Origin of the sequence: Natranaerovirga pectinivora (assembly GCF_004342165.1) — a bacterium.
GTDB lineage: Bacteria > Bacillota > Clostridia > Lachnospirales > DSM-24629 > Natranaerovirga > Natranaerovirga pectinivora.
In genome coordinates this window covers 94,849-118,770 of the sequence record NZ_SMAL01000007.1, presented here as the reverse complement: position 1 = coordinate 118,770, position 23,922 = coordinate 94,849, and the positions used below count along the sequence as shown (strand labels likewise).

Sequence of the window (23,922 nt, the reverse complement as noted above, 5' to 3'; positions counted from 1 at the left end):
TTTCACTTTCTCCTATTTTAGAAAATCATTTCCCAAGTTATAACATCATCCTCTAATATATCTACATTAGCTTTACTTCCAATTAAAATGTTCATTAACTTTGGCTTTATACCATATCCTGGTCTCTTTATGATAAGCATTTCTTCCGTAATAATGGTTCCCTTTTGTATATTTCTTCCTGCAATAATACTTCTTCTCCCGTAATTATAGCTTTCCATTTCCTCTGGTAAAACTTTTTTGATACCATTACCAAGAGCACTCTCTACGTCTCTAATTTGATTTACCATAGTTATTAATTCATCAGGCTCTATAGAAAAGGAGTGATCTGGACCTAATTGATTCCTACTTAAAGTAAAATGCTTTTCTATAACTGACGCGCCTTTAGCAATGGCCGCTATAGGAACATGCCAACCTAATGTATGATCTGAAAAACCTACAGGTAGCTTAAATGTAGTTTTTAAAGTATCCATAGCATTTAGATTAACAATATTAGGAGGCGTTGGATAGACAGTATTACATTGTAGCAATATTATATTGTTATTATTTACTTCTCTACAAACCTCTATTGCATCTTCTATTTCTCCAATATTACACATTCCTGTTGAAATAATCATTGGCTTACCTTTTTGAGCCATATATTTAATAAGTTTTAGATCTACAATCTCAGCAGAAGCCACTTTGTATAGCGGAGTGTTTATTGCTTCTAATAAATCTACCGCTTCATAGTCAAATGGCGACGAAAGAAACTGAATGTTTAGTTTCTTTGCATATTCAGATAGTATTTGAATCCACTCTCTAGGATGTTGTACACTTTTAATTAGATCATATGGTTTCGTTGAATCTCTAGAGAATTTAGGTGTTTTTATTGAATAAAGCTTATCTGCTTCATAAGTCTGAAACTTTACTGCATCTACTCCAGCTATAGCCGCTTCTCTAATTAATTCCTTCGCTGTCTCCAAGTCTCCGTTATGATTTGCTGCTACATCAACAATAATATATGAAGGCTCATTTTTACCTATTACCCTACTATTATCTAAGGTTATTCTTTCCACTAAGTGTCCCTCTCTTATACTAAAATTTTTTTTGAATAACATTTTGGTTCATTTTCGCTATATTTAGGTTACTATCCAAAAATTGCACTACCTCTCTAGAAGAAACAAAAATGTTATTAAATTTACTGAAAATAATTTCTACTAGCTTAAAATCTTCTGCAGTATCTACACAAAGCCTGTAATCTTTGCTATAAAAATCATTTCCCTTTATTGTTCCTAAATTAAAATATTGTGGATTATTATACATAAACAAAGTAACATGTTCTTTATGTTTATCTTGTGAAGATAATTCATAGGTTTTTAATAATGCTTCCCTAGAAAAAATCTCTACATCAAATCCCCTGATAAAACTATTAGGCACATCAAGCCTTACATACTCATAACAATGCATTTTATAATAAGATGCTACATAGTCTACTATATCAGGATCAATCAAAGGACAGTCACCAGTGATACGAATGATTGTATTTCCACCATATACATCAATACAATTTACAAATCTTTGTAATACATTGTTTTCGTCTCCCCTGAAAACAATGTAGCCTTCCCCCTTAACTATATTATATAAATTATCATCCTCTTCTTTATCAGATGTAGCTAAAATAAGTTTATCTATATAGCGTGCATTTTCTAATCTTTTTAATGTTATTAATATCATTGGAATATCCAAGATTTTTTTAAGCACTTTTCCCTTTAGCCTGGTCGATCCTGTTCTAGCCTGTACAATACAAATTACCATTACTTCACTCCTTTATAAAAAATTTTTCTAAATCAAAAAGATCTTTGACCATGTAATTTGCCTCATACTCTTTTTCTAGAAAAATATCTTTATAATCTCCATCTTCTCTAATAATTCGAATTGTTAACATTCCTAGTTCCTTTGCACTATAAAAATCTTTATTTGGATTATCACCAATATAAACCATATCTTTAAATGAAACATTCAATTCTTCAGCTATTTTTATATAGGGTACTTTACTAGGCTTCCAATACTCTTTTCCTAAATCATCTGTTACAATGATGGCATCAAATAATGACTCTATCCCAAGGGTTTTTATTTTATTCCATTGAACGTAATGAAGTCCATCTGTAATTAATCCAAGTCTATACCTTCCTCTACTGCTTTGAATAAATTTCTTTCCATCTTCATATAGTTTCAGAGGTGGTTTAGCCCTTCTATATATTTCTACTAAGACATTTATATCTTCTTTAAATTTATATTTGTAACATATTTTATTAAATACTTTACCTCGACCATTAATTCTAAACTCATTTATCATTTCTTGATACAATACAGCCGGGGTCAAATCATATTTACATCCTAAATATTCTGCTACCTCATAAAATGCTCCATATACAAATTGTTTTTCATTATATAATGTATCATCTAAATCAAATATTACAGCTTTCATAAAATACCGCCTCATCATATCTTAACATAGTAATTTCCTTAAATTCACCAATCATCGGATAAATCTTTTCTTTCATAGCAAGTTGCATCATTAATTCTCCATAATTTACACCTGCTTGAAATGCTAACGGGACGCCTCCACCAAGTCTGCTATTTATTTCTATAAACTTTATTTCTCCTGTATGCATCTTAATACATTGGATAGTAATGGGACCTATAGCTTTTAACTTTCGACAAACATTTACTGCTGCATCAATAATATCCCAACTCTTAATTGTTTTTGATTTTGATACTTCGCCAGCCCTTATTTCAATTCTTTCTCTTGGTATAATTGCAATAGGGCATCCCTCTTCATCACAGAAACAATCAATAGTATACTCTACTCCCTGTACAAACTCTTGAATCAATGGTTTTTCTATTCTTTTAATATAGAATTCTAATTCTTCTTTGTCTTTCACCTTAAAAACTTGCTTACTCCCCATACCTTGTCTAGGTTTAATTATCAAAGGAAATTCTAATTTTTCGTCAATAATTTTTATATGACTAATTGGCGTATTAATACTGTTTTCTTTAAAAAATTTATATGTTGCCCATTTATCATTGCATATAGTTAATACATCAATATCAGAAAGCATAATAAAGGTACCAATTTCTTGAAACTTTTCTCTGTTCATATCTAATAAAAAAAATTCACTTTCCAAAAGTGGTATTAGTATATTAATTTTTTCTTTTAAACAAATTTCAAGTAAAACATTAATATATTGTTTATGGGTACAAGGAGGTGCAGTGTAAAATTTATTGGTAAAATGACTACCTGGAGTTTGATTAGAAGCATCAACTCCTATAATATTAAACTTCTCTTTAAAATACTTAATTAGTTGCACTCTTTTTCCTATTGCAGTTAATAATATATTCATTTTTAGCTCCAATTATTAAATTAATTTTAGGGGACCTTTTATTATTTAATGTGATACTTAGTTAGATTTTTTCTTAATTGTCTCTTAGTTAATTTCCAGTCTTTTTTATTATTGTTTATCTCTTCTTTATTATAGAATGCATCTAAATATTCTGGCCTTTTAAGTAATGCTTTTTGAAAAAGCAAATGTGCCTTTTCCATCTCTCCAAGTCTCGCATATACACATCCTAAATTATTGTAAAATTCTGCTTTGTTGCATTCATTTAAGATTGCAGATTCAAAAAAAGTTTTTGCACGTTCTAAATCATCTAATTGATAAGAGCAATTCCCTAAATAAAAATTTATTAATGAATGCTTTTTATTTTTTTTATATAAATCTAATAATATTCTTTCAGCAGGCTTAACTTCTTCTAATTTCAAATATATTTTAGCAAGTAATAATTTTCTATCAAAAAAAGGAAAATTGCTTTTTTCTACTATTAATTCAATATTTGAATAGCCCAAACAATGCAATACGTTTATTTCTGCTTCTAGTTGTTTCTTATGATTGTTTGTTAAATTATTGTCATGTCTTCTATAAATATACAATGTTTTTGGCAAATAACCAAAACAGAATTTTTTTGCCAACTGTATAGTTAAATCATAATCTTCTCCATGGCTATATTTTTTATTAAAACGTATACCTTCTTCAAAACAGCTTTTTTTCAACATAATAGATGGGGGCAAAGGAATAATTTGTCTAAATAATAGCATTGCAAGGAATTCTTCTTTACTATTATATACATGTTCACTATTCAAGGAATAAAGATAACTTAAGCTCTCATCTACTACCTTTATATCATTATATACTATATCAATCTCAGGGTGTAGTCTTAAATACTCTACTTGTTCTTTTAGTTTGTCTTCCAAATATAAGTCATCTGCATCAATAAAAGCTATATACTCTCCTTTAGCAATATTTATACCTTGATTTCTTGCAGAAGCAGGTCCTTGATTTTTTTGATATATATACTTTATACGTTTGTCAGAAAATATTTTCACAAGAGATGACGTTTGATCTGTTGAACCATCATCCACTATAATTAATTCCCATTTCGAATATGTTTGTAATAATACACTTTGTATAGCATTACAAATAAATTTTTCTCCATTGAAAACAGGCAAGATAATACTAATCATATGCTTTCTCCTTTTAGTAATTTCCCTACTTCCAAGTAATTCTATTACTTTTTTTAATATTGTTAAAATTATTTTCTAATCATGAAATTGTTTTTATTGAGAATTTCGTCAACAAAACTCCATACACGGTCACAAGATTGGTTATCTTTATACGTATGAACTATATTACAAATTAAATCTCTTTTAAGTTTGTACTCATCCCCATATAAACCATTATTAATTGCTATTAGTAATGACTTAAAATCATATGCCTTTGCCCCTGGTGCCCAAAAATCAAATGGATGGAGCAAAAACCCTCTACTCGCTTCATAAGTTTTATAATCAAAAATATAGAATATAATAGGTTTATCTAATAATAGAAAATCAAAATACACTGACGAATAATCAGTAATTAATACATCTGCACTCCCTAATAGTTCATATAAATCTAAACTAAAATCTACCAACATACTCTCTGTTAAGTTTAATATATTTTTTAACGTTATTAATTCTTTTTCTTCTTGTGGATGCATTTTATAAACCATTATAGTATTATTTTCTTCAAGATAAGTATTCAACTCAATTAGCTCATCATCTGTTAGACAAGACTTTATAAAACCACCATTCTTCTCACCAAATACAGTGTTTCTAAATGTAGGTATATAAAATATAACTTTTTTATTATTTAAAGTTATATTATAAACTTCTTCTAATCTTTTTTTAGAGTTAGTACAAAATAGCAAGTCATTTCTTGGCATACCTAAAACCTTATATTTTTCCCCATCTACTCCATAACAAGCATTCATTAATGTACTATATGTCTGAGAATAAGAAACAATATAATCTAATCTGGACCAAGCAATATGATTTGCCTCCCTGTTTTGATGATTGTATTTGCTCATATATGAGAGACCTTTAAGAGGAAACCCATGCCACATTTGAATATTAATTTGGTTTTCATTACATCTAGTATCATGTGTATATAAAATTAATTTACTAGTTAATATATCAAAATAGTAATTGCTATTTTTTAAGTATTTATAGATAGAAGTTACATTGTATTTTTCACATATAATTTCATCAACTCTTTTTAATAGAGCATAGGTATTTGAACCTGAATTATTCTCTATTATAAGGCAAATTTTATTGGGTTTTACTGAAAAATCATCTATGTCTGAATAATCATAATGCATAACTTCATAATTAGATTGATTAACTTCAAAAACTCCAAATCTTGTTACTCCTAAACCTATTAGCTGAGTAACAATCTCCAGATCATACATACTACAAATTATTATATAACCTTCAATATGACTCAATATTTCTGTATTATATATTTTTACATTATTCATTGTTTTTCCTAGTTTTGTTTCATCATTGTCAACATAAGCAATAATTTTATGATTTTTAGTTAAATACTGATATGCTATTTCACCTAATCTGGATGCTCCAAATAGTACAATTTTATTCATATAATCCCCTTTTATTCAATTCAATTAAAAATATACTAAATAATCATCTATATGCTTATATCCTATATTTTCAATATAATTTATTATAGAGTATGTACCTGGCTGTGAGGCAATAATTATTTTCATTGTCTTATTCCCAGTTATCATATTGGGTGAGTATACTCTTAAACCATCTATTAATATATTCTGTTTTTTTGTATCCCTATCAATAAATCCTTCTATTGGTAATGAGTATTCCCTTAGTATGTTATATACTAACTTTCCAAAACTACCTGCTCCCCATATATAAACTTTTCCTTTTAAGAATAAATTATTTATTATATCTTTTTTAATTATATATATATTTTTATAAAGAATATCTCTGTTTTGCGCAGTAGTCGATTCATTAGTAATCCTAACCTTAACTAAATGTTCATTTATTGTAGCCATTTTATAATTTTTCTTGTTCATATTATAGCATAAGTAATAATCTTCACAGCATCTTAACTCTGTATATCCAAATTCTTTCAATACCTTTGTTCTTGCCATTACCGAAGTATGAGGTATACACATATTCCAATACAATTGTTTTGATATCTCTTCAGTCGAAACTACTTTGTTTTTGTTTAGTTCAACTATTTCTTTTATAGTTTTATATCTATCTGTATTGACAATTTTATTATCTCCAAAATATTCAATCAACGTCTTAACAAGTACTATTTCTGGATGACTATCAAGATAGTTTTTCTGTAATCTAAACCTATCTTTATGATAAATATCATCACTATCTACCCTTGCAATATATTTGCCTTTGGCTTTGTTTAAAGCAAAATTTGATGCAAACCCAACTCCTTTATTAGACTCTAGGTTATATAATTTAATTCGTTTATCTTTATATTTCTCAATAATTTTTTGTGTATTATCTGTTGATCCATCATTAATAATAATAAACTCAAACTCTTTATATGTTTGGTAAAGAATGCTTTCTATGGTTTCTTTAATGTGATTTTCCCCATTATACACAGGCATTAATGCACTTATATAACACATATTATATCTCCTTTGCCCATTTAAAAATTACTATTACTAAGTAGCAATAATTAATTTATTATTAACCAAAATGATGATCCTCTTTTTTGAGATAATCCCTTTTCCTCAAAACCTTTCCAAATAGGGTCAATAATATTAACCAATTCATTATCTTGTGTAATTAGTGCATTTGGAAGTATTATTTCAAATAAATCTCCACCTGATAATAAATAACAAGCAAGTAAATACTGTTCCGAATAAAATCTATTTCTCCAAGCATCAGGATAATCATAAGGAAGGTATACATCATGTATTTGCACAATTACCCCTTTCTTTAGCCTCGGTAATATCTCAAGGAAAAATACAGTAACATCTGAATTCGTGAAACACCTATGTGAATTGTCAACGAATAGAATATCTCCCTTATCTAAATCATCAAATACATCCAGATCTAAATCTTCTACAGGAATTCTATAAATTTCATCACAAATAATATCAATTTCTGCTCTAGGATAAGGATCAATCGATATTATTTTCGTTTTTAAATCATTGTCTTTAATTGCTCTATAAACGAATTTAGTAGAGTTACCACTACCAATTTCCATATATTTTCTAGGTTTGTATATGCTAACTATCGAATATAAAGCAATTGCATCTAAACCTGACATATAATTATTTTCCCAAAAAGGTTCTATCATTGATTCCCTATTTTCAATCCTACTAATACCTAGTAGTTTTTTTTCATACACATTAAACTTAGACAGCAACTCTGTATACCTGCTTCTGCACTTATTAATTATATTATATATTAATTGATGTGGCTTTTTACCATAACCATACCTATAGTTTGGGTTAACTGGATATTCTAATTTTATAACTTGTTGGCTTTTTTTATCATAATTCATTTCCACTATGGCATTGTACAATACCATACCATTCCAAAAGTTTTTTTCTTTTACAAATCCCAGATTTTCTAGTTGAGTACTGATTTCATCGTAATACATACTTGCAATAATAATTGTCATGTTTTCTTTGTTTTCATTTGTTAAAATCTCTGGCGTGTATATTTTTTTTTCTTTAAAATATTTTCCTCTTTTCTCAATATCATTATCTAGATAGTAACTTATATTATCATTAAAATATTGACTTAAGATATCACTTGCTCTTCCAGTTCCAAATATAACAAGTTTTTTTAATGCAGCCTCTTTTATAAGATTTATAACATAGTCCATTTTTATTTGCTCCTTTATGTTCTGTTTTTTGATAGATATTTATCTATTTCCTTCCATACCCTTAAGCTAGCTTTATTATCAGTGTACTTGAACACAATATTTTTTATTCGTTCCCGCTTATCTTTATACTGATCTTTTCCACTAATATATCTTGCTATTTCTTCTTCTAACTCCTCTAATTTTTCAACTTTTGGACCTGGTGTAAAAAAATCATAAGGCTCAATTAAAAATCCTCTTTTTTTACTATACTCATTGATATCAAAAGGTGTAAATATTATTGGCATATCAACTAATAAAGTATCAAAATATATAGATGAATAGTCTGTAATTAACATTTTTCCACAATTAAGTAGTTCATACAAATGTATTCTATTCTGTATTAAATGTTCTTCAGAAAGCAAAAAAACTCTATCATGCTTAAAAATATCCATGTCTTTGTAAACATCATATTCATAAGGATGTAATTTGACTAGTAAGAATAAATTATTTCGTTCTAACATTTTTACAATATTTTCTTCATTTTCATTGCTAAATCCAAATAGTTTACTCCACTCTCTATTCGATTCTATTTTTTTGTTCTTACCTTTTTTCCAAGTTGGGAGAAAGAAAACTATATTGGTATCCATTAAAGTTCTTTGGCATATTTTTTCAAGCTTAACCAAACTACCCTTTTCAAATAGCAAGTCATTTCTAGGCATTCCAGTAATTCTATATTTATCTCCAGAATTTGAAAAGCAAGCATTAAAAAAAGTGCTATACAATTGAGAGTACGAGAAAATTAGATTAGTATTATCCGAACGATTTCTATAATAATTAAGTGATTCTTGATTCGTTTCATAATGCATGTTCCCCATCTGTTTAAGGGGAAAACCATGCCACAATTCCAAATTAATATGTTTTCTATCATAAATTCCGTCATAATGAGAAGAACAAATAACATCATACTCCATTAATTTTTCTTTGTCTTGAATTTCTATCAAATCAATTTCATATTTGTTTTGTATATATTTAGGGAGCTTCCTAAACAAAGAATAGCCGTTGTAATTAGAATAATTATAGTTAATTAGCGCAATTTTTAGCTTATTATTATTGACCTCATCATGAATTGTTATCCCCTTATAAATTTCATCTTGCATACTTTTTATATCATTATTGTGAGTATAGCTATCACTTGGAATTATTTTATTAAAAGAGATATTGTAATTTAATAATTGTTGCATAATTTCCACTGAGTATTGACTGGCAATAATTATATAATCATACTTAGCTTTTATAATTTCTTTAGGATGAAAAATATCATAGCCCCTAAACTTCATATATTGGTTTTTTTCATTATTATCAACAAAAAAACTTATTTGAACTTGGCTGTAATCAAGAGAGCTTAATAATTTTTCAGCACTGCTTCCAGTTCCAAATACTATTATTCGTTTCATAGTACCACCCTTATTTATTATATCTATAATGTATTCATTATTTTTATTATATTATCATTATACGATGCTTCTAAAACATCTTTTTCATCCGTATACACCATAAGACTTTCAAATAATATTTTTATGTAATAAGTTAACTTTATATCATTTTTAGAAACATTGCTACACTTATTCCAAAAAACATATGCTACCATAGATAAATATTTGATAAACATTTTATTAATTTCATTTAATCCTTCACTTCTAATTAAATCAATACACTGTATTACATCGTTAACTATTTCTATATTCTTATTGCTAGTCATCAACGAATTTCCAGTTAATCTTCTGTAGTAAAATTTATGGGATAAATACTTTACTTTTTTTATATGCTTTATAACTTTATATAGAAATAAAACATCTTCATAATAAGTAATTTTTTCGTTAAACATGATATTATTTTTAGTAATTATATTTCTTTTTATCATATACAAAACACTATTACCTCTAAACTTATTTTCTAAGAAACTAATTCTTAAAAAATCATTGACCATAATAACGTTTTTAAATTGTGGAATACTACTTCTGTCATAAAAATTAGACATTTTCTCCTCATATTTTTCTTGTTTCTTATTTAAATAAACTTTGTCAACAATACAAATTGCATCAAATATAACTAAGTCTACTTTTTTTTCTTCAAATTCTCTCATGCATTTTTCAAATGTAGTTTTGTGAATATAATCATCACTATCTAAAAAATACAGAAAAAAACCTTTAGACATCATTATTCCTTTATTCCTTGCAGTTGATGCCCCCATATTATCTTGTTTAATTAAGTTAAATCTTTTATCTGATTTAATCTTATCAGCAGCAATTTGAAAACTTTTATCCGTAGATCCATCATCTATTATAAAAACTTCAAAGTTAATATATGTTTGATCCATAAGAGACTGGATACATTCTTCAATATAGCTTTCTGTATTATACATAGGGATAATAACTGATATCATTTTATCCATTTTCTTAGTCCTCAATTTCATTTTCTTTGCATCTTTATAAAATAAATTCTATAGAAATAATTGTTTTGTCAGTATATTTTTTTAAGTTTTCATAGATAGTATCAAAATCAAATACAGGCGTAATAATAATCACATCATAGTTGTAATTATGTTTACTTAATTCTACACTTTTTATTACTGGCATATTATTAGCTGTTTTATCTTCATAGAACTCGTCTATAAAAATTTTTACACTATAATCATTCTTAGATAATAACTTATAAAGAATCATTCCAATATTACCTACACCATAAATTGCAATATTATCACTTTTACTTATTTTATGAAAACCTTGATCATATTTTAATGATTCTGTATTGCTTATTTTTGTCGTTATACTTTGGTACTTCTGAAATCTGCAAAGCTTTTCAATTTCATCAATATACATTTCCGAGATCATAGTATTTTCACAACAAAGTTTTTTTATGAATTCTTTTTCATGTTTGTTGAATTTACTCCATAAACAAACTAACTCATCAAATTTATTGTTATTTTTCAGAAAATCCTTTAATAAAACTTCTTTGCTTTTTCCAATTATGAATTCTAGTATACTTTCATATAGTAGTAAAATTAGTATACAGTAATAATAACTTTTTTCTTTATTAATTATTATTCTCTTTTTAAAAATGTATAAAGTAAACATTAAATCTTTTGAACTAAAGAATATTCTAATACTTTCAACGATGTTTTTATCTTTTTTTTTTCAATAGATACTTCATTAGATTTATAAATTATATTACTATCAGTTGTTTCAATAATATCTATCTTAAACTCATGAATAAATTTAGATGATGTGATATATTTTAAAACATTATTATTCATCTCTGATTCCCCACTTTAATAAAAAATGTTACTTGCTAATTACAACACTACCAAAATAATCACTTAAAGGAATATAGTTAATACCTAATTCTTTACAGGCTTGCTTAACAGCTTTTTTTACACCAGTATAATCAGGATGATTATAATCATGCACAAGAATATAACCACCTTTCGCTAGTTTTTTATAAAAATAAAGTATTCCTTCATATGTTGGCTTAAACAAATCAACATCAATACTCACAAATGCATATACTTTTTCTTCTAAGTCATAAACGCTTTCTGGAAAATACCCTTTTTTAATTATAACATTGTCTTTATGTAATAGTTTTCTTAAAACTAACTCAACATTTGTATCACCTAAATGCCCAACTTTAGCCTTTGAAAGCTCATTTTCTTCTTCTACATTAACATCTTCTTTTGAAAATCCTTCAAAAGTATCAAATAAGTAAAGTTTTCTCTCGGGAAAATAATCATTAATTAATCGAGTGAAATCTCCTTTATAAACTCCTAATTCAGCTATAGCTCCAGCTATTTCTTTTTCTTTTATTTCACGAGCCATTAGATCTACTGTTGAAAGTCTAACATAGTCAATGCCATTAAGTAAATAATCTGGATATTTATATAATTGTTTGTTCCTATCATTATTTAATAAGTACATATCACAAATTCCATATTCTTTATAGTAATATGAAAGATACTCATCCTTAACAACTAATGAATATACAGCATTTTTATTGTATACTTCCTTGATTAATTGTTTTGCACTTTTCTCCTTCTTTTTAATTAATCTTACAATTTTATTTTTATCTATTTTCATATTTAAAAGTTGCTCTAATATTTCCTCATAAAACATGCTTGCAATTATGATATAATCATAACTCAAACTATGTATTGCTTCAGGATTCACTATCTCTACTTCATTGTACTTGTTACCTTGTTTATTTATATCATTATCTACAAAAGCTAATATTTCTACTTTATCTAAATCAATTATTTCTAATACTTTTTTTGAACCTTCACCGGTACCAAAGATAATTATTTTTTCTTTATTATTCATTGTATATACTCTCTTTCTATATCCAATATTTATTCCTCTTAACCTAGGGAACAAATTAAATTATATAGCATTTTTTATAATACTATTGCTAAGATCCAATTTTATCTTTGTTGTTGAAACACCTTCTGTTCTAGGTAAATATACGACCTGGCAAAAGTCACTTAAATCATCAAATTTCCCCTTCCAATCAGATCCCATTACAAAAACATCAGCATTATAGTAAGTAATATCGCTTTTCTTTTGTTCCCAATGATTTTCTTCTATAATTAAATCTACATATCTAATAGATTCTAAAATTGCTTTTCTCTCTTCAAAATTATAGTACGCTTTTTTTCCTTTTATTTCATTAAAGTTGTCCGTAGATAAAGCTACTATTAGAAAATCACCCAATTCTTTGGCACGTTTTAGCAAATTTATGTGCCCTATATGTAACAAGTCAAAAGTACCGTATGTTATAATTGTTTTCATAACAATTCTCCTTTTTAGTAGAATTTTTTATTGCATTTTATTCTAATTGAACATCTTCCAACTCATCTACAATGAAGATACTATAAATTCTATCTCTATGATTCATTGCTACTCTTAAAATCAATTCTTTGTTTACTTCTATCTGAGATAACTCATCTATTTTAGTCCACGTTAATTCGTTTTTACTTAAATATTCAATTTCTGGTTTTCCTGAATATAACATTAATACTTTGCATTTATTAAAATCTATTTTAATTGGCTTTAGAAAAAGATATCCTTTATTTTTTCCCATTGACACTTTATTAATTTTTCCAATAACTTCACTTTTTACATTTGGATGATACCCATAGGTTATATATGTCTCTTGTGATCGCTGTAACAACTTATTATAAATTCGTCTTTCATTATTTAATTGTATAAAGCCTTCTGAAATGTTAATTGTACATTCTATATTTTTCATTAAGCATTTTTCAGTCATTAAAGTATCCATTAAATACTTTAGACCTACTCTTTTAATAATTTTTAGTACATCTTTGTCAAAGTTATTATAAATTATATCACATTTAGGTGATTTATAGCTTTCCAAATTTTGAACACCCTCTAAGAATTCTATGTCCAAATCACGTGTGAAGCTATCAAAAAAACCAATAAAAAATGTACTAACATCACTTCTCTCAAATTCAATACTTATTATATCAAACTCGTTTGAAGTAATAGGTTTATCAATTAGTACTCTAGCCCTATATTTTTCATCATTAAATCTTTCACTCTTATTAGAGAACAAACTGATACTATTTTCTTCTACACTCATATCACCATAAATTACTTTATAATCTTCTTTTACTACTTCATAATTTGGTTGATACTTAAATTCAATAAATTTATATTCAGGATGCATATAATAACATCCAGATTTTTCATCGTCAATAAAGTCTCCTAGTTCAATTTCAACAATATTCTTATATTTATCTTTGATTTTGTATTTACTTTGATTTAATATTGGCAATATAATACTCATCATTACACCTCAATCACTTTTAATCTGTAAAGGTAAGTCCATTAATGATTTTTTTAATCTCTTCCTTTTTTAAAATTGTTTGTTTTCTAGAGCTATAACTTACCAATAGTTTGTTTCTTATTTCAACATTTTTGTATAATGGTTGAATAGCAAACATATCTTCATATTCGATTGCATAATTAGATTCATCTTCTGTCATTAACTCTTCATACATTTTTTCACCCGTTCTTAACCCTACCTCCTTTATATTAACATTCTCATCATTTAATCCTAATTCTCTAGATAATGTTTCTACTACTACTTCTGCTAGATCTCCTAACTTTATTACTGGCATCTTCAAAACAAAAGTCTCTCCACCTTTAGCTAATTCACATGCTTTTAATGTCAAATTTACTGCTTCATCAATAGTCATCATAAATCTAGTCATATTAGGGTTTGTTATTTCTATTTGTCTATGTTCTATTATCTGTTTTTTCCATAAAGGAATTACCGAACCTCTAGATCCTATTACATTTCCAAACCTTACAGATGCGAAAATAGGAATATTATCGCCTTTTGAATAATCTGCTGCAGATATTAATCTTTCTGCTAATAATTTAGTAGCACCCATTGTATTAGTAGGGGATACCGCTTTATCGCTACTTGAATATATAACTCTTTCAACCCTATTTTTTATGGCACATTCAATTACATTTTGTACTCCTATTACATTTGTTTTTACTGCTTCAAAGGGGTCATATTCACAAGCTGGAACATGCTTTAATGCAGCTAAGTGAAAGACAATATCAATATCATTCATAGCTCTATCTATTCTTTCTTTATCTCTAACATCACCTAATAAAAATCTTATATTTTTCTTTTCTTTTAATTCCTGTTGCATATTAAACTGTTTATATTCATCTCTACTCAAGATTCTTATAACTTTAGGTTGATATTTAATTAATTGTTTAACCATCGCTTGACCAATTGTACCAGTCCCACCAATTATTAAGATATTCTTATGATTAAACATGTACTTACCTACTTTCTCCTATAAAATACTGTATATTCTATTATTTTTTATTAGCTATTATTTGCAATTATATTTACAGTGAATTCTAAAGCTTCTATAGTAAATATTTCTTCAAGTTCTTTAATGCAGTTCATTAATAAAAATTCCGTATCATCTATAGCTTTAACAATTCCTAAATATAACTCCTTACTAGCAAGGGAGATTTTAATTCCTTTTTCTCTTTCACTACAGTTTGGCTTTTCTATATTTGAATTTTGTTCTAAAGACTTAAATAATACTGGCTGAAGAACCAAATTTATTATACTAAACTTATCCTTTTCACTAGTAATTTTTTTATCAATATTATTCAATTTTCCAATAATAGTGTTTATCTTGGTAGTCTTATTTAATTTATTTTTATAATACAATTCATAAAGTGATTGGCATAATACTTCTGCCTCTTCACAGTCGCTCTTTAACCTTTTTAAAGTTATTAGTATTTGTTTTAAATCTTTAATTAATACTTCAATTTTTTCTATTTGAAGTGGTGACCTTTTTTTAAATACCTCATTTATTATACTTTCAGTGTCAATATTATGTTTACAGTATAGGTCTATGGTATCTTTTAGTGTCATAATTTTTGTACCTTCTATTTTTGCACCACCTTCAGTTGCATCAATATATACTCTTAATGATTTATCTAGTGCTATACGTTTATTAAACCATATAAGAGAAGCATAAAAAGTAGCATTTGTTAATACATCATTTCCATTTATATCTTTTATGACAATTTCATTTTCATCATTAGTTTTAATAGACTGCACTGCACCTAAGGCGTGAGTTTGTGAATAATCTTTATATGATAAATCTTGTCCAATAAATACAATAGGATTCGCCTCTACTTTTATTGCAAACTCAAATGCATTTGAAGCTACTGTATGATCTCCTAATAGGTTGCCTACTTCAATCTTCCATTCATTAAATAAATCATTTACATATCCATCTAAAGGCATTGAAAGAATTTTTTTACCAGTATGTTTTTCTAAAATACCATAATAAGCTCTAGCATCATATATAATAGGTACTGCTGAATAATCAATATCTTTAAAGTGGCTAAAGTTCGCATACCCACCATCTACAGTAATAGCAACATCTGGTTTTATTCCATTTCTCAACAATACAGGCAATGCTGTATCAACTGAAATAATAATTGCTTTACCCTTTGCTTCTTTTAAATGTTTAATGTTTTTATCTAGAGAAGGTCCTGCTGAAACAATAAAAGCAGGTTTGTCTCTAAATTTCCCAAAAAAATATTTCACATGATGACTTGTTAATATATAAGGTAAATTGTTAAATAGGTTTTTTTGCCAACAATTTGAAAAGTTAAGAATAGTGTTTTTTGCCAAATCTTTTTCTAAACAAACCTTTTCCAAAATTGATTTAAGATGATTGTATTCATTTTCAAATATTCTATCATAATTAGGTAAGGCATATATACTCATGTCTTTATCAATTGGATATCCCAAAACATTTGACAATAACTGATGCCACTTTTCTGCTTTTGTTCCTATTATAATATGCACCTTATCATTTGTAAAAATATCTACACAATCAATATATTGAATTGTCCTATGGAAAACTTGTATTGAAGGTTCTATAATAATTAGAGATTGTTTATTAGTCATTATCTTTATAATTTCTCTTATATTATAACTTAACCCAAATCCAAAGATAACTAAATTATTATTATCAAAACATTGAGAGTTAACCCATTTTTCAGCTTCTTCTGTAGGTCTATACTTGCTATGTAAATACATCGATATATTTTCTTCTGTATATACCATTGAATAGTTATTATCTCTTGAATTTATCACTTCAATATTATACTTCACTTTTAATCTCTGTTTAAAGTCATCCAAAAAATCAGGATACTTTTTTCTTAAACCATTAATATTCATAGTATATATTGAATTGTTGTTTTCAATCATATGCATTCCCCTTACAAGTTAAACAATTAAATATTAGTCTATGCTCTTATTTTCTAACCTTAGTTTTAAATCCTTTAGTATATCTAGCATCTCGTATTCCATCAAGTCCGTAACTAAAACATAGTCTTGATTCTTAACACCATCTAACAATTCAATAAAAACATCATTTATTCTCGATGCATCAACTTCAATTCCATTAGACTTAAGAGTTTCCGTGGTCTGACCTAAAACTGTAAAAATCCATTGCAACCCTTCTATCACTTGAATTAATAAGTTAACCGCTTCTTCTTCTCTATCCTGTCTAAACAAATCAATATTTTTCTCTATACCTATGATTATCTTAGGCAAGTATTCTAACAGAGATTCGAATACTTCTTTAATTATTTTTTCTTTCTCCATATTAATCCTCTTTTCAATATTTCTATGTTAAGTTAATATAATTGAATTTAAAAAAAGGACGGACCACCTAAATAAGTTGGTCAGTCCTTCTGTGATTGCTATCTTAATAATTGAAGTACTCCTTGAGGAGCTTGGTTTGCTTGTGCAAGCATTGCAGTAGCAGCTTGTGAAAGAATGTTTTGCTTAGTGAATTCCATCATTTCTCTTGCCATATCTACGTCTCTAATTCTTGATTCAGCAGCTTGTAAGTTTTCAGAAGCATTATCTAAGTTTTTAATAGTGTGTTCTAATCTATTCTGAACCGCTCCTAGATTTGCTCTGTTTGTATTTAATGTTCCTATTGCAGTATTTACACTTGTTATAGCAGTGTTTGCTGCAGTAGAAGTACTAATATTCTGTCCATTAATGCTAAGTCCAGTGGCAGAATTGTCTGTTAATGTTATAGCTATTGTTTGATCAGCATCTGCACCTACATGTATATTAATAGTTTGCGCAGAGTTTAAAATAGACTTTTCATTAAACTTTGTATCACTAGAAATACGAGTAACTTCAGTTTGAAGCGCTGTAAACTCAGTATTAATTTTAGTTCTGTCATTATCTTCTAAAGCTCCATTGGCAGATTGTACAGCAAGCTCTCTCATTCTTTGTAGGATAGCGTGAGTTTCATTTAATGCCCCTTCAGCAGTTTGAATTAAAGAAATACCATCTTGAGCATTTCTAGAAGCTTGATTTAAACCTTTAATTTGCGCTCTCATCTTTTCTGATACAGCTAATCCTGCTGCATCATCAGCGGCTCTATTAATTCTAAAACCTGATGATAATTTTTCAGTAGATTTTGATGCTGCTAAATTATTCATGCCTAATTGTCTGTGTGTGTTCATAGCTTGTAAATTATTATTAATTCTCATAATAAATTCCTCCTTGAATTTTAAGTTTTTTATAAGGCATCCATGCCTTTAGGTTGAAAATAGCTCTGTGTTGGCCAACTTTGAACTATTGTTACTTACACATTATATATCGACATTTTTCAAAAGTACTTTATAGCTTTTTTATAAAAAATCTTTTAAATTTATATTTTTATTGTTTAAGGCTTCTTTGTTAGAGTTTTGAATTTCTACGTATAGTTCTTTGCGGTAAATAGGTACGCTTTTTGGTGCGGATATGCCTAATTTTACTTCATTTTTATTCACTTCTAGAATTGTGATTTCGATGTTATCACCGATTATTATAGATTCATCTTTTTTTCTTGTTAGAGCCAGCATACTATTCACCTGCCTTTCCTTTGAATTTTTTAAGTTCTTTATATAGTGGGAATTTGATTTCGTAGTCTTCATTTTCTACGATGACTTGTCTTCCTTTTTTTGTATCTGTGTTGATTACAATTGGAGCTTTTAGGTTGGTTGTCATTTTTGTTATATCATCCGGAATAACAACGACGTTAAACACTAAAAGGTTTTCTTCTTTTAATTCTCCTAATTCTGTTAATAGTTCATCTTCTATAGTAGGGTTATAATCTTCTAGTACCAATAGAGGGTTGATTATTGGTAGTGCAAAGTCTTTTTCTTCTGTTGATTGTAACCAACTAATGATTGGATGATCATCTTCACTATCGTATAAAATTGTAAAGTTCTTATACTCTGTAAGACCTAGTAATCCGTGCTGAAAATTTAATACCTTATCTTGGTCGATTTCTACTTCTCCGAAATGTTTTGATTCAATTATCATCTGTATCCTCTCCCGTTTATATAAATTTGACTAGTTACTTTAAGCAACTAGTCATTTGAATTATCTTAAGAAGTCTAATAGTGAAGGTTGTAATATTTTAGATGAAGCCATTAAGGATGCCGTGTATACCAATTCTCTACTTTGCATACTTACAACAACTTCTGCTATATCAACATCTTCATTTTGTGACATTAAGTCTGTAAAGTTAAGTAAGTCATTTTCTAACCTGTTGTTAGTTAATTCTAACCTGTTCATCCTACTTCCTAATTCAGCAACTTCTCCTACTACTGTTTTTAAATGCTTATCTACCCTAGACAACATATTTCCAAACTTTTGTCCTAATTGATCCTCAAGTAAGGTTTTCTTAACAGAGTCTTCTTCAGGTATATTGATTACTGCACTAATTAATTCTTCAATATCTCTAATCATGGTATGGGTTATTAAATCTTTTCCTAAAGTATTAACATTAATGTCTTGATTATAACTTATTTGGTAATTTATTTTTTCATTATTTTCATTGTATGTAACCCAAGTTGTATCATCACTTGGATCTACTTTGTGTTTTACATTAAAGTAATGTTCTGGGTTTAAGTCATTTTTCTTAAACCCTGTCTTATCATAAGTAAATGTAAATGTATCATTTATATTATCTATATCCACCTCATTAAATATTAATTCGCCTGTGTCTTTTAGGAAAATTACTTCTCCTGGGTTTGGTTCATATGCATTAGCCTCTTCAGACGTTAGATTGATAACATTTAATGCTGGAGGGGTTTTAGTTGGTATTTCCGTAATAGGTGTTGCTGCCTCACCAAGACCAGCATAAGCCAATCTAATTCTAAAAGTTTCAGCCATTGCTGGTGGCGTACCCTCTTTTACATATGCTTTTTTCTCTATGTCTTTACTATTTAACCTTTGGGTAATTTCATAGGTTTCATTATTATCTCTATTAAAGATAAGAGGCTTATCTGTTTTAAATCCAGTAAATACAAATCGTCCTGCATAGTTTACATTACCTTCTTGTTGAATTTGGAATTTTAATTGTTCTAGTTCTTGTACAACTTTTTCTCTTTCTCCAACACCTAATGTATCATTGCTTCCTTGTACACATAAGTCTCTAACTCTTTTTAAGATATCATTAATATTTACCGCTGCTTGCTCCGTAACACCCATCCAAGAAAGAGCATCGTTTATATTGGATCTATACTGGGCCACTTCTCTAACATTTGATCTTAGTTTTATGGCTCTTACTGCAATAATAGGGTCTTCTGAAGGTTTTTGAATTTTTTTCCCTGTAGCCATTTGTTGTTCTAACTGACTAAGGGCGAGTCTATTTCTATTAAGATTTAATAATGTATTGTTTCTTACCATGCTGTTCGTAATTCTCATCTATTCAAACCTCCTATACACCCATTCGGTTTATTGTTACATCGTATATTTCATTCATTACACTTATCATTTTTGCAGCCAAGTTATAGGCATGTTGAAATCTTAGCATATTAGTCGTTTCTTCATTTAAGTCTACTCCTGAGAAGGATAGCCTTTGGTTTTCTATTGCTAATATAATGTTTTGCTGCCCATTTGTAAAATTATTAGCTTGTTTTGCATCTATGGCTAATTCACTGGTTAATGCCTGCATAAAGCTTTCTGGTTTTCCTTGACTAAACATATTGATATCATGCTTTAATTCTAATATTTTTAATAATATGTCATTGTTCTCTACTCCTAGAGACGCGTCCATTGCTGTTGCAATTTTACTTAAGTCATTCATAATTGTTCTATCTAACGTAAAATTATTAGCTGTTATGCCATTGTATGAATTTGGATCATTTTCGTCTAATGGAGGAGTACCTGTATAGCCTACAAATGAAAACAATGCCCCTGCTGGATTGCCACTGTTGTCTTGACCTTGTGTATGTATTTTATTAACACTCATTGCAAATGTTCTTACAAATTCATTGAGCTGAGCCATATAATAAGGAATACCTTTATACCCCATGTTATTGCCTATTTGAACAGTGGTAGCCGTTTCTGGCATTGGTGTAGAAGGATCTAATTCAAAGGTTATACTTCCATCTGGATTAATAGTATAATCGTTATAATTTACTTTTACATTGTTAACTGATATTTGACCACTTTTAGGGATATCTGTTCTATTCATATTTCCTATAGTAATGGTATGTGCATCATCGTCTCGACTTAAAACAGCACCTTTAAAGTTTTGTCCATTATTACCATCTCTTAAATCCAAATAACCTTTTAGTTCTCCACCAAGATTATTGTCACTAATATTAAATTCTTGTCCTGTTCTCCAGTAAATATCATATAAATCTGGCTCATCTTCTGGATTATACAACACAGCCCTTGGTCTTACTTCTAAATAGTTTGAATGTTGACCATCCACTAATGTTTGCCCGTTTATTGTAACAATGTAACGGTTCATATTAGTGCCTACTTCAATTTCACTAACTTTAACATTTACAACTTGTGAGAGTTTATCAATTAAATTGGCTCTTTCATCTCTTAGATCATTTGCCTTTACGCCAGTTAACTCGATATTGGCTATTTGAGCATTCAAACTGCTTAGTTGATCTGCCGTAAAGTTGATTTCATCTACCTTTGTTTTTACTGCAAAGTTCATATCTCTTTGTACGTTTCTTAATTGTTCATCTAAGCTGTTAAAGTAGTTTCCAAAACTAACTGCAGCATCTCTAAAAGTAGCTCTATAAGCAGGGTCATTTGGATTTGTAGATAAGTTTTGTATTTGCTCAAACATTCTATTAAACTCTACATTGAATCCAGTACCTGATAATTCATCCAATATGGTTTCTAACTGTCTTAGGTTTGTGTTCTTTACACTGTATTCCCCTAAATAACGAGATGTATTCCACAATTTTACGTCAAAGTATTGATTCCTTAATTGTTTTACATTAACAACTTCAGAACCTGTTCCTATCATACCAATACCATACCCAGGTAAAGCTCTAATAGCCTTTTGTTCCGCAACTTGTCTTGAGTACCCTTTTGTTTCAGCATTGGCTATATTGTGATTAGTTACGTTTAATGCTGTTTTAGCTGTAAATAATCCTCGTGTTGCAACATTTATTCCAAAGAATGACATAACTAACCTCCTATCTACCTACTATTCCTACTCTAGTTATTATGTGCTCCATCATTTCATCTATTGCATTAACTACTTTTGCATTGGCATTATAGGCGTGTTGGTATTTCATCATATTTCCTAATTCTTCGTCTGAAGAAACACCCATTAATTGACTTCTTTGATTATCAATTTGATTCACCATTATCTGCTGGTTCTTTTGCATATTAATTGCCAAATTACCTGTATTACCTAATCCAGATATAAAACTTGCATAGTATTCATTAAAGTTCATTTGAGATGTTGCCCCTGGTTCAAGAGCCCCAAAAGGCTTGTTCCAATTGTTAATTAGTTTTTCAATAATGCTGTTGTCACCAATAGCTCCATTCACTTTACTAAGAGCTATCTTATCGTAATCTTGTAGTATTGCAGGATTAACTATAATATTTCCCGAAGTATATAATGTATAAATATCGGTATTATCCGTGCCAATTACATTGCCATCTGCATCATATCTATTGTAATGTTGTCTTTTGAATATTTCTGTCCCTCGACTACCATCTAACCCATATGGTGCTTCATCATCTAAAACCCCATCTTTATTAGGCGCTAGAGTATCATTGATTAATGTTACTATGCCATTGACTAATTTATCAAATTGGGCTTGGGCATTCATTACCACAGAGGGTTTAATATTTTTGTTATAATGCTCAGCATTTTCCAAATCTGTATAATTAGCTGCACGCGTCCCTCTTGCAAGTAGTAACCCTTTTAAGGCACCTTTATCATTGTCATTTTCAGGCTTTATTTCCTTATGGAAACTAAATAAGTCTTTATCGTATTCTTTCCAAACTGGTTTGACCATCGGGCTATTAGGCTCAGCCTGTTCAAGTCCTAAATGTGATACTCTACCATTTGAAACAAAATTCATCCCTTCTATGTTTACCGATACTTTTCCTGTTGCATCTTCTCTATATGTAATATCCACCAAATAAGACAATCGATCTAATGCATTATTTCTTTGATCTCTTAAATCGTTAGCATTATCGCCATATGCTTCGTATTTACAAATGGCTTCATTTAATTGGTGTATTGTATCTCCTAATCCATTGATTTCCTTAACCATATCCACAACCTGTGTATTAAGGTTCATTTGATAGTCATTCATTTGATTAGAAATAAGATTAACACGATTTATAAACATGGTTGCACTTTGTACAAAAGTACCTCTTGTTTCTAATCCTTCTGGATGTTTAGAGAGTTCATTGATAGATTTCCACAAGTCATCTAATACTGTAGAAAAACTTTCTCCCCCTATCTCTCCAAAAACAATTTCAAGCTCTGCAACTGCTTGATATTTTGAATCATAAAAGCCTAATCTTCCTGCTTCATCTCTATATGCTCTATCTAAAAATATATCTCTTACTTGTCTTAGGGATTGTATATCAGTTCCTAGTCCTACTTGAAAATTATTCCCTATTCCTACATAAGAACTGTCTTTAAATAATACTTGTTGTCTTACAAATCCCTGTGTGTCTACATTTGATAAATTATGAGCCGTAGCATTTAATGCTCTTTGATTCGCCATTAATCCAGATACCGCTCTAGACAAACTGCCTATGGAAGCCATTGTAC

General features: G+C 28.5%; 24 protein-coding genes. All 24 read right to left on the bottom strand.

Features of this window, described 5'->3' with window-relative positions; all coding sequences use genetic code 11:
• Window positions 1-17: 17 nt before the first annotated feature.
• The 24 genes from EDC18_RS10555 to flgK (EDC18_RS10440) all read right to left on the bottom strand — a co-directional run bounded on the left by EDC18_RS10555 (window position 18) and on the right by flgK (EDC18_RS10440) (window position 23,917).
• The gene (locus EDC18_RS10555) at window positions 18-1,052 is read right to left on the bottom strand and encodes an N-acetylneuraminate synthase family protein (RefSeq protein WP_207669197.1); all 1,035 of its coding nucleotides are present in this window, start codon (window positions 1,050-1,052) and stop codon (window positions 18-20) included.
• Between the two features lie 19 nt (window positions 1,053-1,071).
• Complete coding sequence (locus tag EDC18_RS10550; RefSeq protein WP_132252961.1) at window positions 1,072-1,791, bottom strand: cytidylyltransferase domain-containing protein; 720 nt, start codon at window positions 1,789-1,791, stop codon at window positions 1,072-1,074.
• Between the two features lie 4 nt (window positions 1,792-1,795).
• Entirely contained in the window at window positions 1,796-2,464 is a 669-nt protein-coding gene (locus EDC18_RS10545) for an HAD family hydrolase (RefSeq protein WP_132252959.1), read from the bottom strand.
• On the bottom strand, window positions 2,445-3,380 hold the full coding sequence (locus EDC18_RS10540; protein WP_132252956.1) for an ATP-grasp domain-containing protein: 936 nt from the start codon (window positions 3,378-3,380) through the stop codon (window positions 2,445-2,447). Before EDC18_RS10540 ends, EDC18_RS10545 begins: the two co-directional genes overlap by 20 nt.
• Before the next feature lie 41 nt (window positions 3,381-3,421).
• The gene (locus EDC18_RS10535; RefSeq protein ID WP_132252953.1) at window positions 3,422-4,558 is read right to left on the bottom strand and encodes a glycosyltransferase; all 1,137 of its coding nucleotides are present in this window, start codon (window positions 4,556-4,558) and stop codon (window positions 3,422-3,424) included.
• Window positions 4,559-4,626: 68 nt separating this feature from the next.
• On the bottom strand, window positions 4,627-6,009 hold the full coding sequence (locus EDC18_RS10530) for a CDP-glycerol glycerophosphotransferase family protein (protein ID WP_132252951.1): 1,383 nt from the start codon (window positions 6,007-6,009) through the stop codon (window positions 4,627-4,629).
• A gap of 24 nt (window positions 6,010-6,033) precedes the next feature.
• On the bottom strand, window positions 6,034-7,038 hold the full coding sequence (locus tag EDC18_RS10525) for a glycosyltransferase (RefSeq protein WP_132252948.1): 1,005 nt from the start codon (window positions 7,036-7,038) through the stop codon (window positions 6,034-6,036).
• Window positions 7,039-7,088: 50 nt separating this feature from the next.
• The gene (locus tag EDC18_RS10520) at window positions 7,089-8,249 is read right to left on the bottom strand and encodes a class I SAM-dependent methyltransferase (protein ID WP_243115113.1); all 1,161 of its coding nucleotides are present in this window, start codon (window positions 8,247-8,249) and stop codon (window positions 7,089-7,091) included.
• A gap of 14 nt (window positions 8,250-8,263) precedes the next feature.
• Window positions 8,264-9,682: a CDP-glycerol glycerophosphotransferase family protein gene (locus tag EDC18_RS10515; protein WP_132252945.1), complete on the bottom strand. Its 1,419-nt coding sequence runs from the start codon at window positions 9,680-9,682 to the stop codon at window positions 8,264-8,266.
• 23 nt (window positions 9,683-9,705) lie between these two features.
• The gene (locus tag EDC18_RS10510) at window positions 9,706-10,680 is read right to left on the bottom strand and encodes a glycosyltransferase family A protein (RefSeq protein ID WP_165878557.1); all 975 of its coding nucleotides are present in this window, start codon (window positions 10,678-10,680) and stop codon (window positions 9,706-9,708) included.
• Window positions 10,681-10,714: 34 nt separating this feature from the next.
• Window positions 10,715-11,362: a hypothetical protein gene (locus EDC18_RS10505; protein ID WP_132252939.1), complete on the bottom strand. Its 648-nt coding sequence runs from the start codon at window positions 11,360-11,362 to the stop codon at window positions 10,715-10,717.
• Entirely contained in the window at window positions 11,362-11,541 is a 180-nt protein-coding gene (locus EDC18_RS10500; RefSeq protein WP_132252936.1) for a hypothetical protein, read from the bottom strand. Before EDC18_RS10500 ends, EDC18_RS10505 begins: the two co-directional genes overlap by 1 nt.
• Window positions 11,542-11,569: 28 nt before the next feature.
• Complete coding sequence (locus EDC18_RS10495; RefSeq protein WP_207669196.1) at window positions 11,570-12,598, bottom strand: TylF/MycF/NovP-related O-methyltransferase; 1,029 nt, start codon at window positions 12,596-12,598, stop codon at window positions 11,570-11,572.
• A 60-nt stretch (window positions 12,599-12,658) separates the two neighbouring features.
• Window positions 12,659-13,066, bottom strand: a complete 408-nt coding sequence (gene tagD / locus EDC18_RS10490; protein WP_132252933.1) for a glycerol-3-phosphate cytidylyltransferase — start codon at window positions 13,064-13,066, stop codon at window positions 12,659-12,661.
• A gap of 37 nt (window positions 13,067-13,103) precedes the next feature.
• Window positions 13,104-14,084 carry a hypothetical protein gene (locus tag EDC18_RS10485; RefSeq protein ID WP_132252930.1) on the bottom strand — a complete coding sequence of 327 codons (981 nt, stop codon included), beginning with the start codon at window positions 14,082-14,084 and terminating at the stop codon, window positions 13,104-13,106.
• 19 nt (window positions 14,085-14,103) lie between these two features.
• Window positions 14,104-15,096: a UDP-N-acetylglucosamine 4,6-dehydratase family protein gene (locus tag EDC18_RS10480; RefSeq protein ID WP_132252927.1), complete on the bottom strand. Its 993-nt coding sequence runs from the start codon at window positions 15,094-15,096 to the stop codon at window positions 14,104-14,106.
• A 50-nt stretch (window positions 15,097-15,146) separates the two neighbouring features.
• Complete coding sequence (locus tag EDC18_RS10475; RefSeq protein ID WP_165878556.1) at window positions 15,147-17,063, bottom strand: motility associated factor glycosyltransferase family protein; 1,917 nt, start codon at window positions 17,061-17,063, stop codon at window positions 15,147-15,149.
• Between the two features lie 33 nt (window positions 17,064-17,096).
• Window positions 17,097-17,462, bottom strand: a complete 366-nt coding sequence (locus EDC18_RS10470; RefSeq protein ID WP_132252922.1) for a DUF8042 domain-containing protein — start codon at window positions 17,460-17,462, stop codon at window positions 17,097-17,099.
• Between the two features lie 98 nt (window positions 17,463-17,560).
• Window positions 17,561-18,370, bottom strand: a complete 810-nt coding sequence (locus tag EDC18_RS10465; protein ID WP_132252919.1) for a flagellin N-terminal helical domain-containing protein — start codon at window positions 18,368-18,370, stop codon at window positions 17,561-17,563.
• Between the two features lie 141 nt (window positions 18,371-18,511).
• Window positions 18,512-18,724: a carbon storage regulator CsrA gene (csrA, locus tag EDC18_RS10460; protein WP_132252917.1), complete on the bottom strand. Its 213-nt coding sequence runs from the start codon at window positions 18,722-18,724 to the stop codon at window positions 18,512-18,514.
• A 1-nt stretch (window position 18,725) separates the two neighbouring features.
• A complete protein-coding gene (fliW, locus tag EDC18_RS10455; protein ID WP_132252916.1) occupies window positions 18,726-19,187 on the bottom strand; it encodes a flagellar assembly protein FliW in 462 nt (153 codons plus the stop codon).
• A 60-nt stretch (window positions 19,188-19,247) separates the two neighbouring features.
• A complete protein-coding gene (gene flgL, locus EDC18_RS10450) occupies window positions 19,248-20,576 on the bottom strand; it encodes a flagellar hook-associated protein FlgL (protein ID WP_132252913.1) in 1,329 nt (442 codons plus the stop codon).
• 13 nt (window positions 20,577-20,589) lie between these two features.
• Window positions 20,590-22,308 carry a flagellar hook-associated protein FlgK gene (flgK, locus tag EDC18_RS10445; RefSeq protein WP_132252910.1) on the bottom strand — a complete coding sequence of 573 codons (1,719 nt, stop codon included), beginning with the start codon at window positions 22,306-22,308 and terminating at the stop codon, window positions 20,590-20,592.
• A gap of 10 nt (window positions 22,309-22,318) precedes the next feature.
• Window positions 22,319-23,917, bottom strand: coding sequence for a flagellar hook-associated protein FlgK (flgK, locus tag EDC18_RS10440; RefSeq protein ID WP_132252908.1), 1,599 nt, complete (start codon window positions 23,915-23,917; stop codon window positions 22,319-22,321).
• Window positions 23,918-23,922: the final 5 nt, after the last annotated feature.

Coding starts and splice junctions, on each gene's coding strand:
- EDC18_RS10550 (WP_132252961.1), bottom strand. CDS start 1,791: ATGGTAATTTGTATTGTACAGGCTAGAACAGGATCGACCAGGCTAAAG.
- EDC18_RS10545 (WP_132252959.1), bottom strand. CDS start 2,464: ATGAAAGCTGTAATATTTGATTTAGATGATACATTATATAATGAAAAA.
- EDC18_RS10540 (WP_132252956.1), bottom strand. CDS start 3,380: ATGAATATATTATTAACTGCAATAGGAAAAAGAGTGCAACTAATTAAG.
- EDC18_RS10535 (WP_132252953.1), bottom strand. CDS start 4,558: ATGATTAGTATTATCTTGCCTGTTTTCAATGGAGAAAAATTTATTTGT.
- EDC18_RS10530 (WP_132252951.1), bottom strand. CDS start 6,009: ATGAATAAAATTGTACTATTTGGAGCATCCAGATTAGGTGAAATAGCA.
- EDC18_RS10525 (WP_132252948.1), bottom strand. CDS start 7,038: ATGTGTTATATAAGTGCATTAATGCCTGTGTATAATGGGGAAAATCAC.
- EDC18_RS10520 (WP_243115113.1), bottom strand. CDS start 8,249: ATGGACTATGTTATAAATCTTATAAAAGAGGCTGCATTAAAAAAACTT.
- EDC18_RS10515 (WP_132252945.1), bottom strand. CDS start 9,682: ATGAAACGAATAATAGTATTTGGAACTGGAAGCAGTGCTGAAAAATTA.
- EDC18_RS10510 (WP_165878557.1), bottom strand. CDS start 10,680: ATGGATAAAATGATATCAGTTATTATCCCTATGTATAATACAGAAAGC.
- EDC18_RS10505 (WP_132252939.1), bottom strand. CDS start 11,362: ATGTTTACTTTATACATTTTTAAAAAGAGAATAATAATTAATAAAGAA.
- EDC18_RS10500 (WP_132252936.1), bottom strand. CDS start 11,541: ATGAATAATAATGTTTTAAAATATATCACATCATCTAAATTTATTCAT.
- EDC18_RS10495 (WP_207669196.1), bottom strand. CDS start 12,598: ATGAATAATAAAGAAAAAATAATTATCTTTGGTACCGGTGAAGGTTCA.
- tagD (WP_132252933.1), bottom strand. CDS start 13,066: ATGAAAACAATTATAACATACGGTACTTTTGACTTGTTACATATAGGG.
- EDC18_RS10485 (WP_132252930.1), bottom strand. CDS start 14,084: ATGAGTATTATATTGCCAATATTAAATCAAAGTAAATACAAAATCAAA.
- EDC18_RS10480 (WP_132252927.1), bottom strand. CDS start 15,096: ATGTTTAATCATAAGAATATCTTAATAATTGGTGGGACTGGTACAATT.
- EDC18_RS10475 (WP_165878556.1), bottom strand. CDS start 17,063: ATGATTGAAAACAACAATTCAATATATACTATGAATATTAATGGTTTA.
- EDC18_RS10470 (WP_132252922.1), bottom strand. CDS start 17,462: ATGGAGAAAGAAAAAATAATTAAAGAAGTATTCGAATCTCTGTTAGAA.
- EDC18_RS10465 (WP_132252919.1), bottom strand. CDS start 18,370: ATGAGAATTAATAATAATTTACAAGCTATGAACACACACAGACAATTA.
- csrA (WP_132252917.1), bottom strand. CDS start 18,724: ATGCTGGCTCTAACAAGAAAAAAAGATGAATCTATAATAATCGGTGAT.
- fliW (WP_132252916.1), bottom strand. CDS start 19,187: ATGATAATTGAATCAAAACATTTCGGAGAAGTAGAAATCGACCAAGAT.
- flgL (WP_132252913.1), bottom strand. CDS start 20,576: ATGAGAATTACGAACAGCATGGTAAGAAACAATACATTATTAAATCTT.
- flgK (WP_132252910.1), bottom strand. CDS start 22,308: ATGTCATTCTTTGGAATAAATGTTGCAACACGAGGATTATTTACAGCT.
- flgK (WP_132252908.1), bottom strand. CDS start 23,917: ATGGCTTCCATAGGCAGTTTGTCTAGAGCGGTATCTGGATTAATGGCG.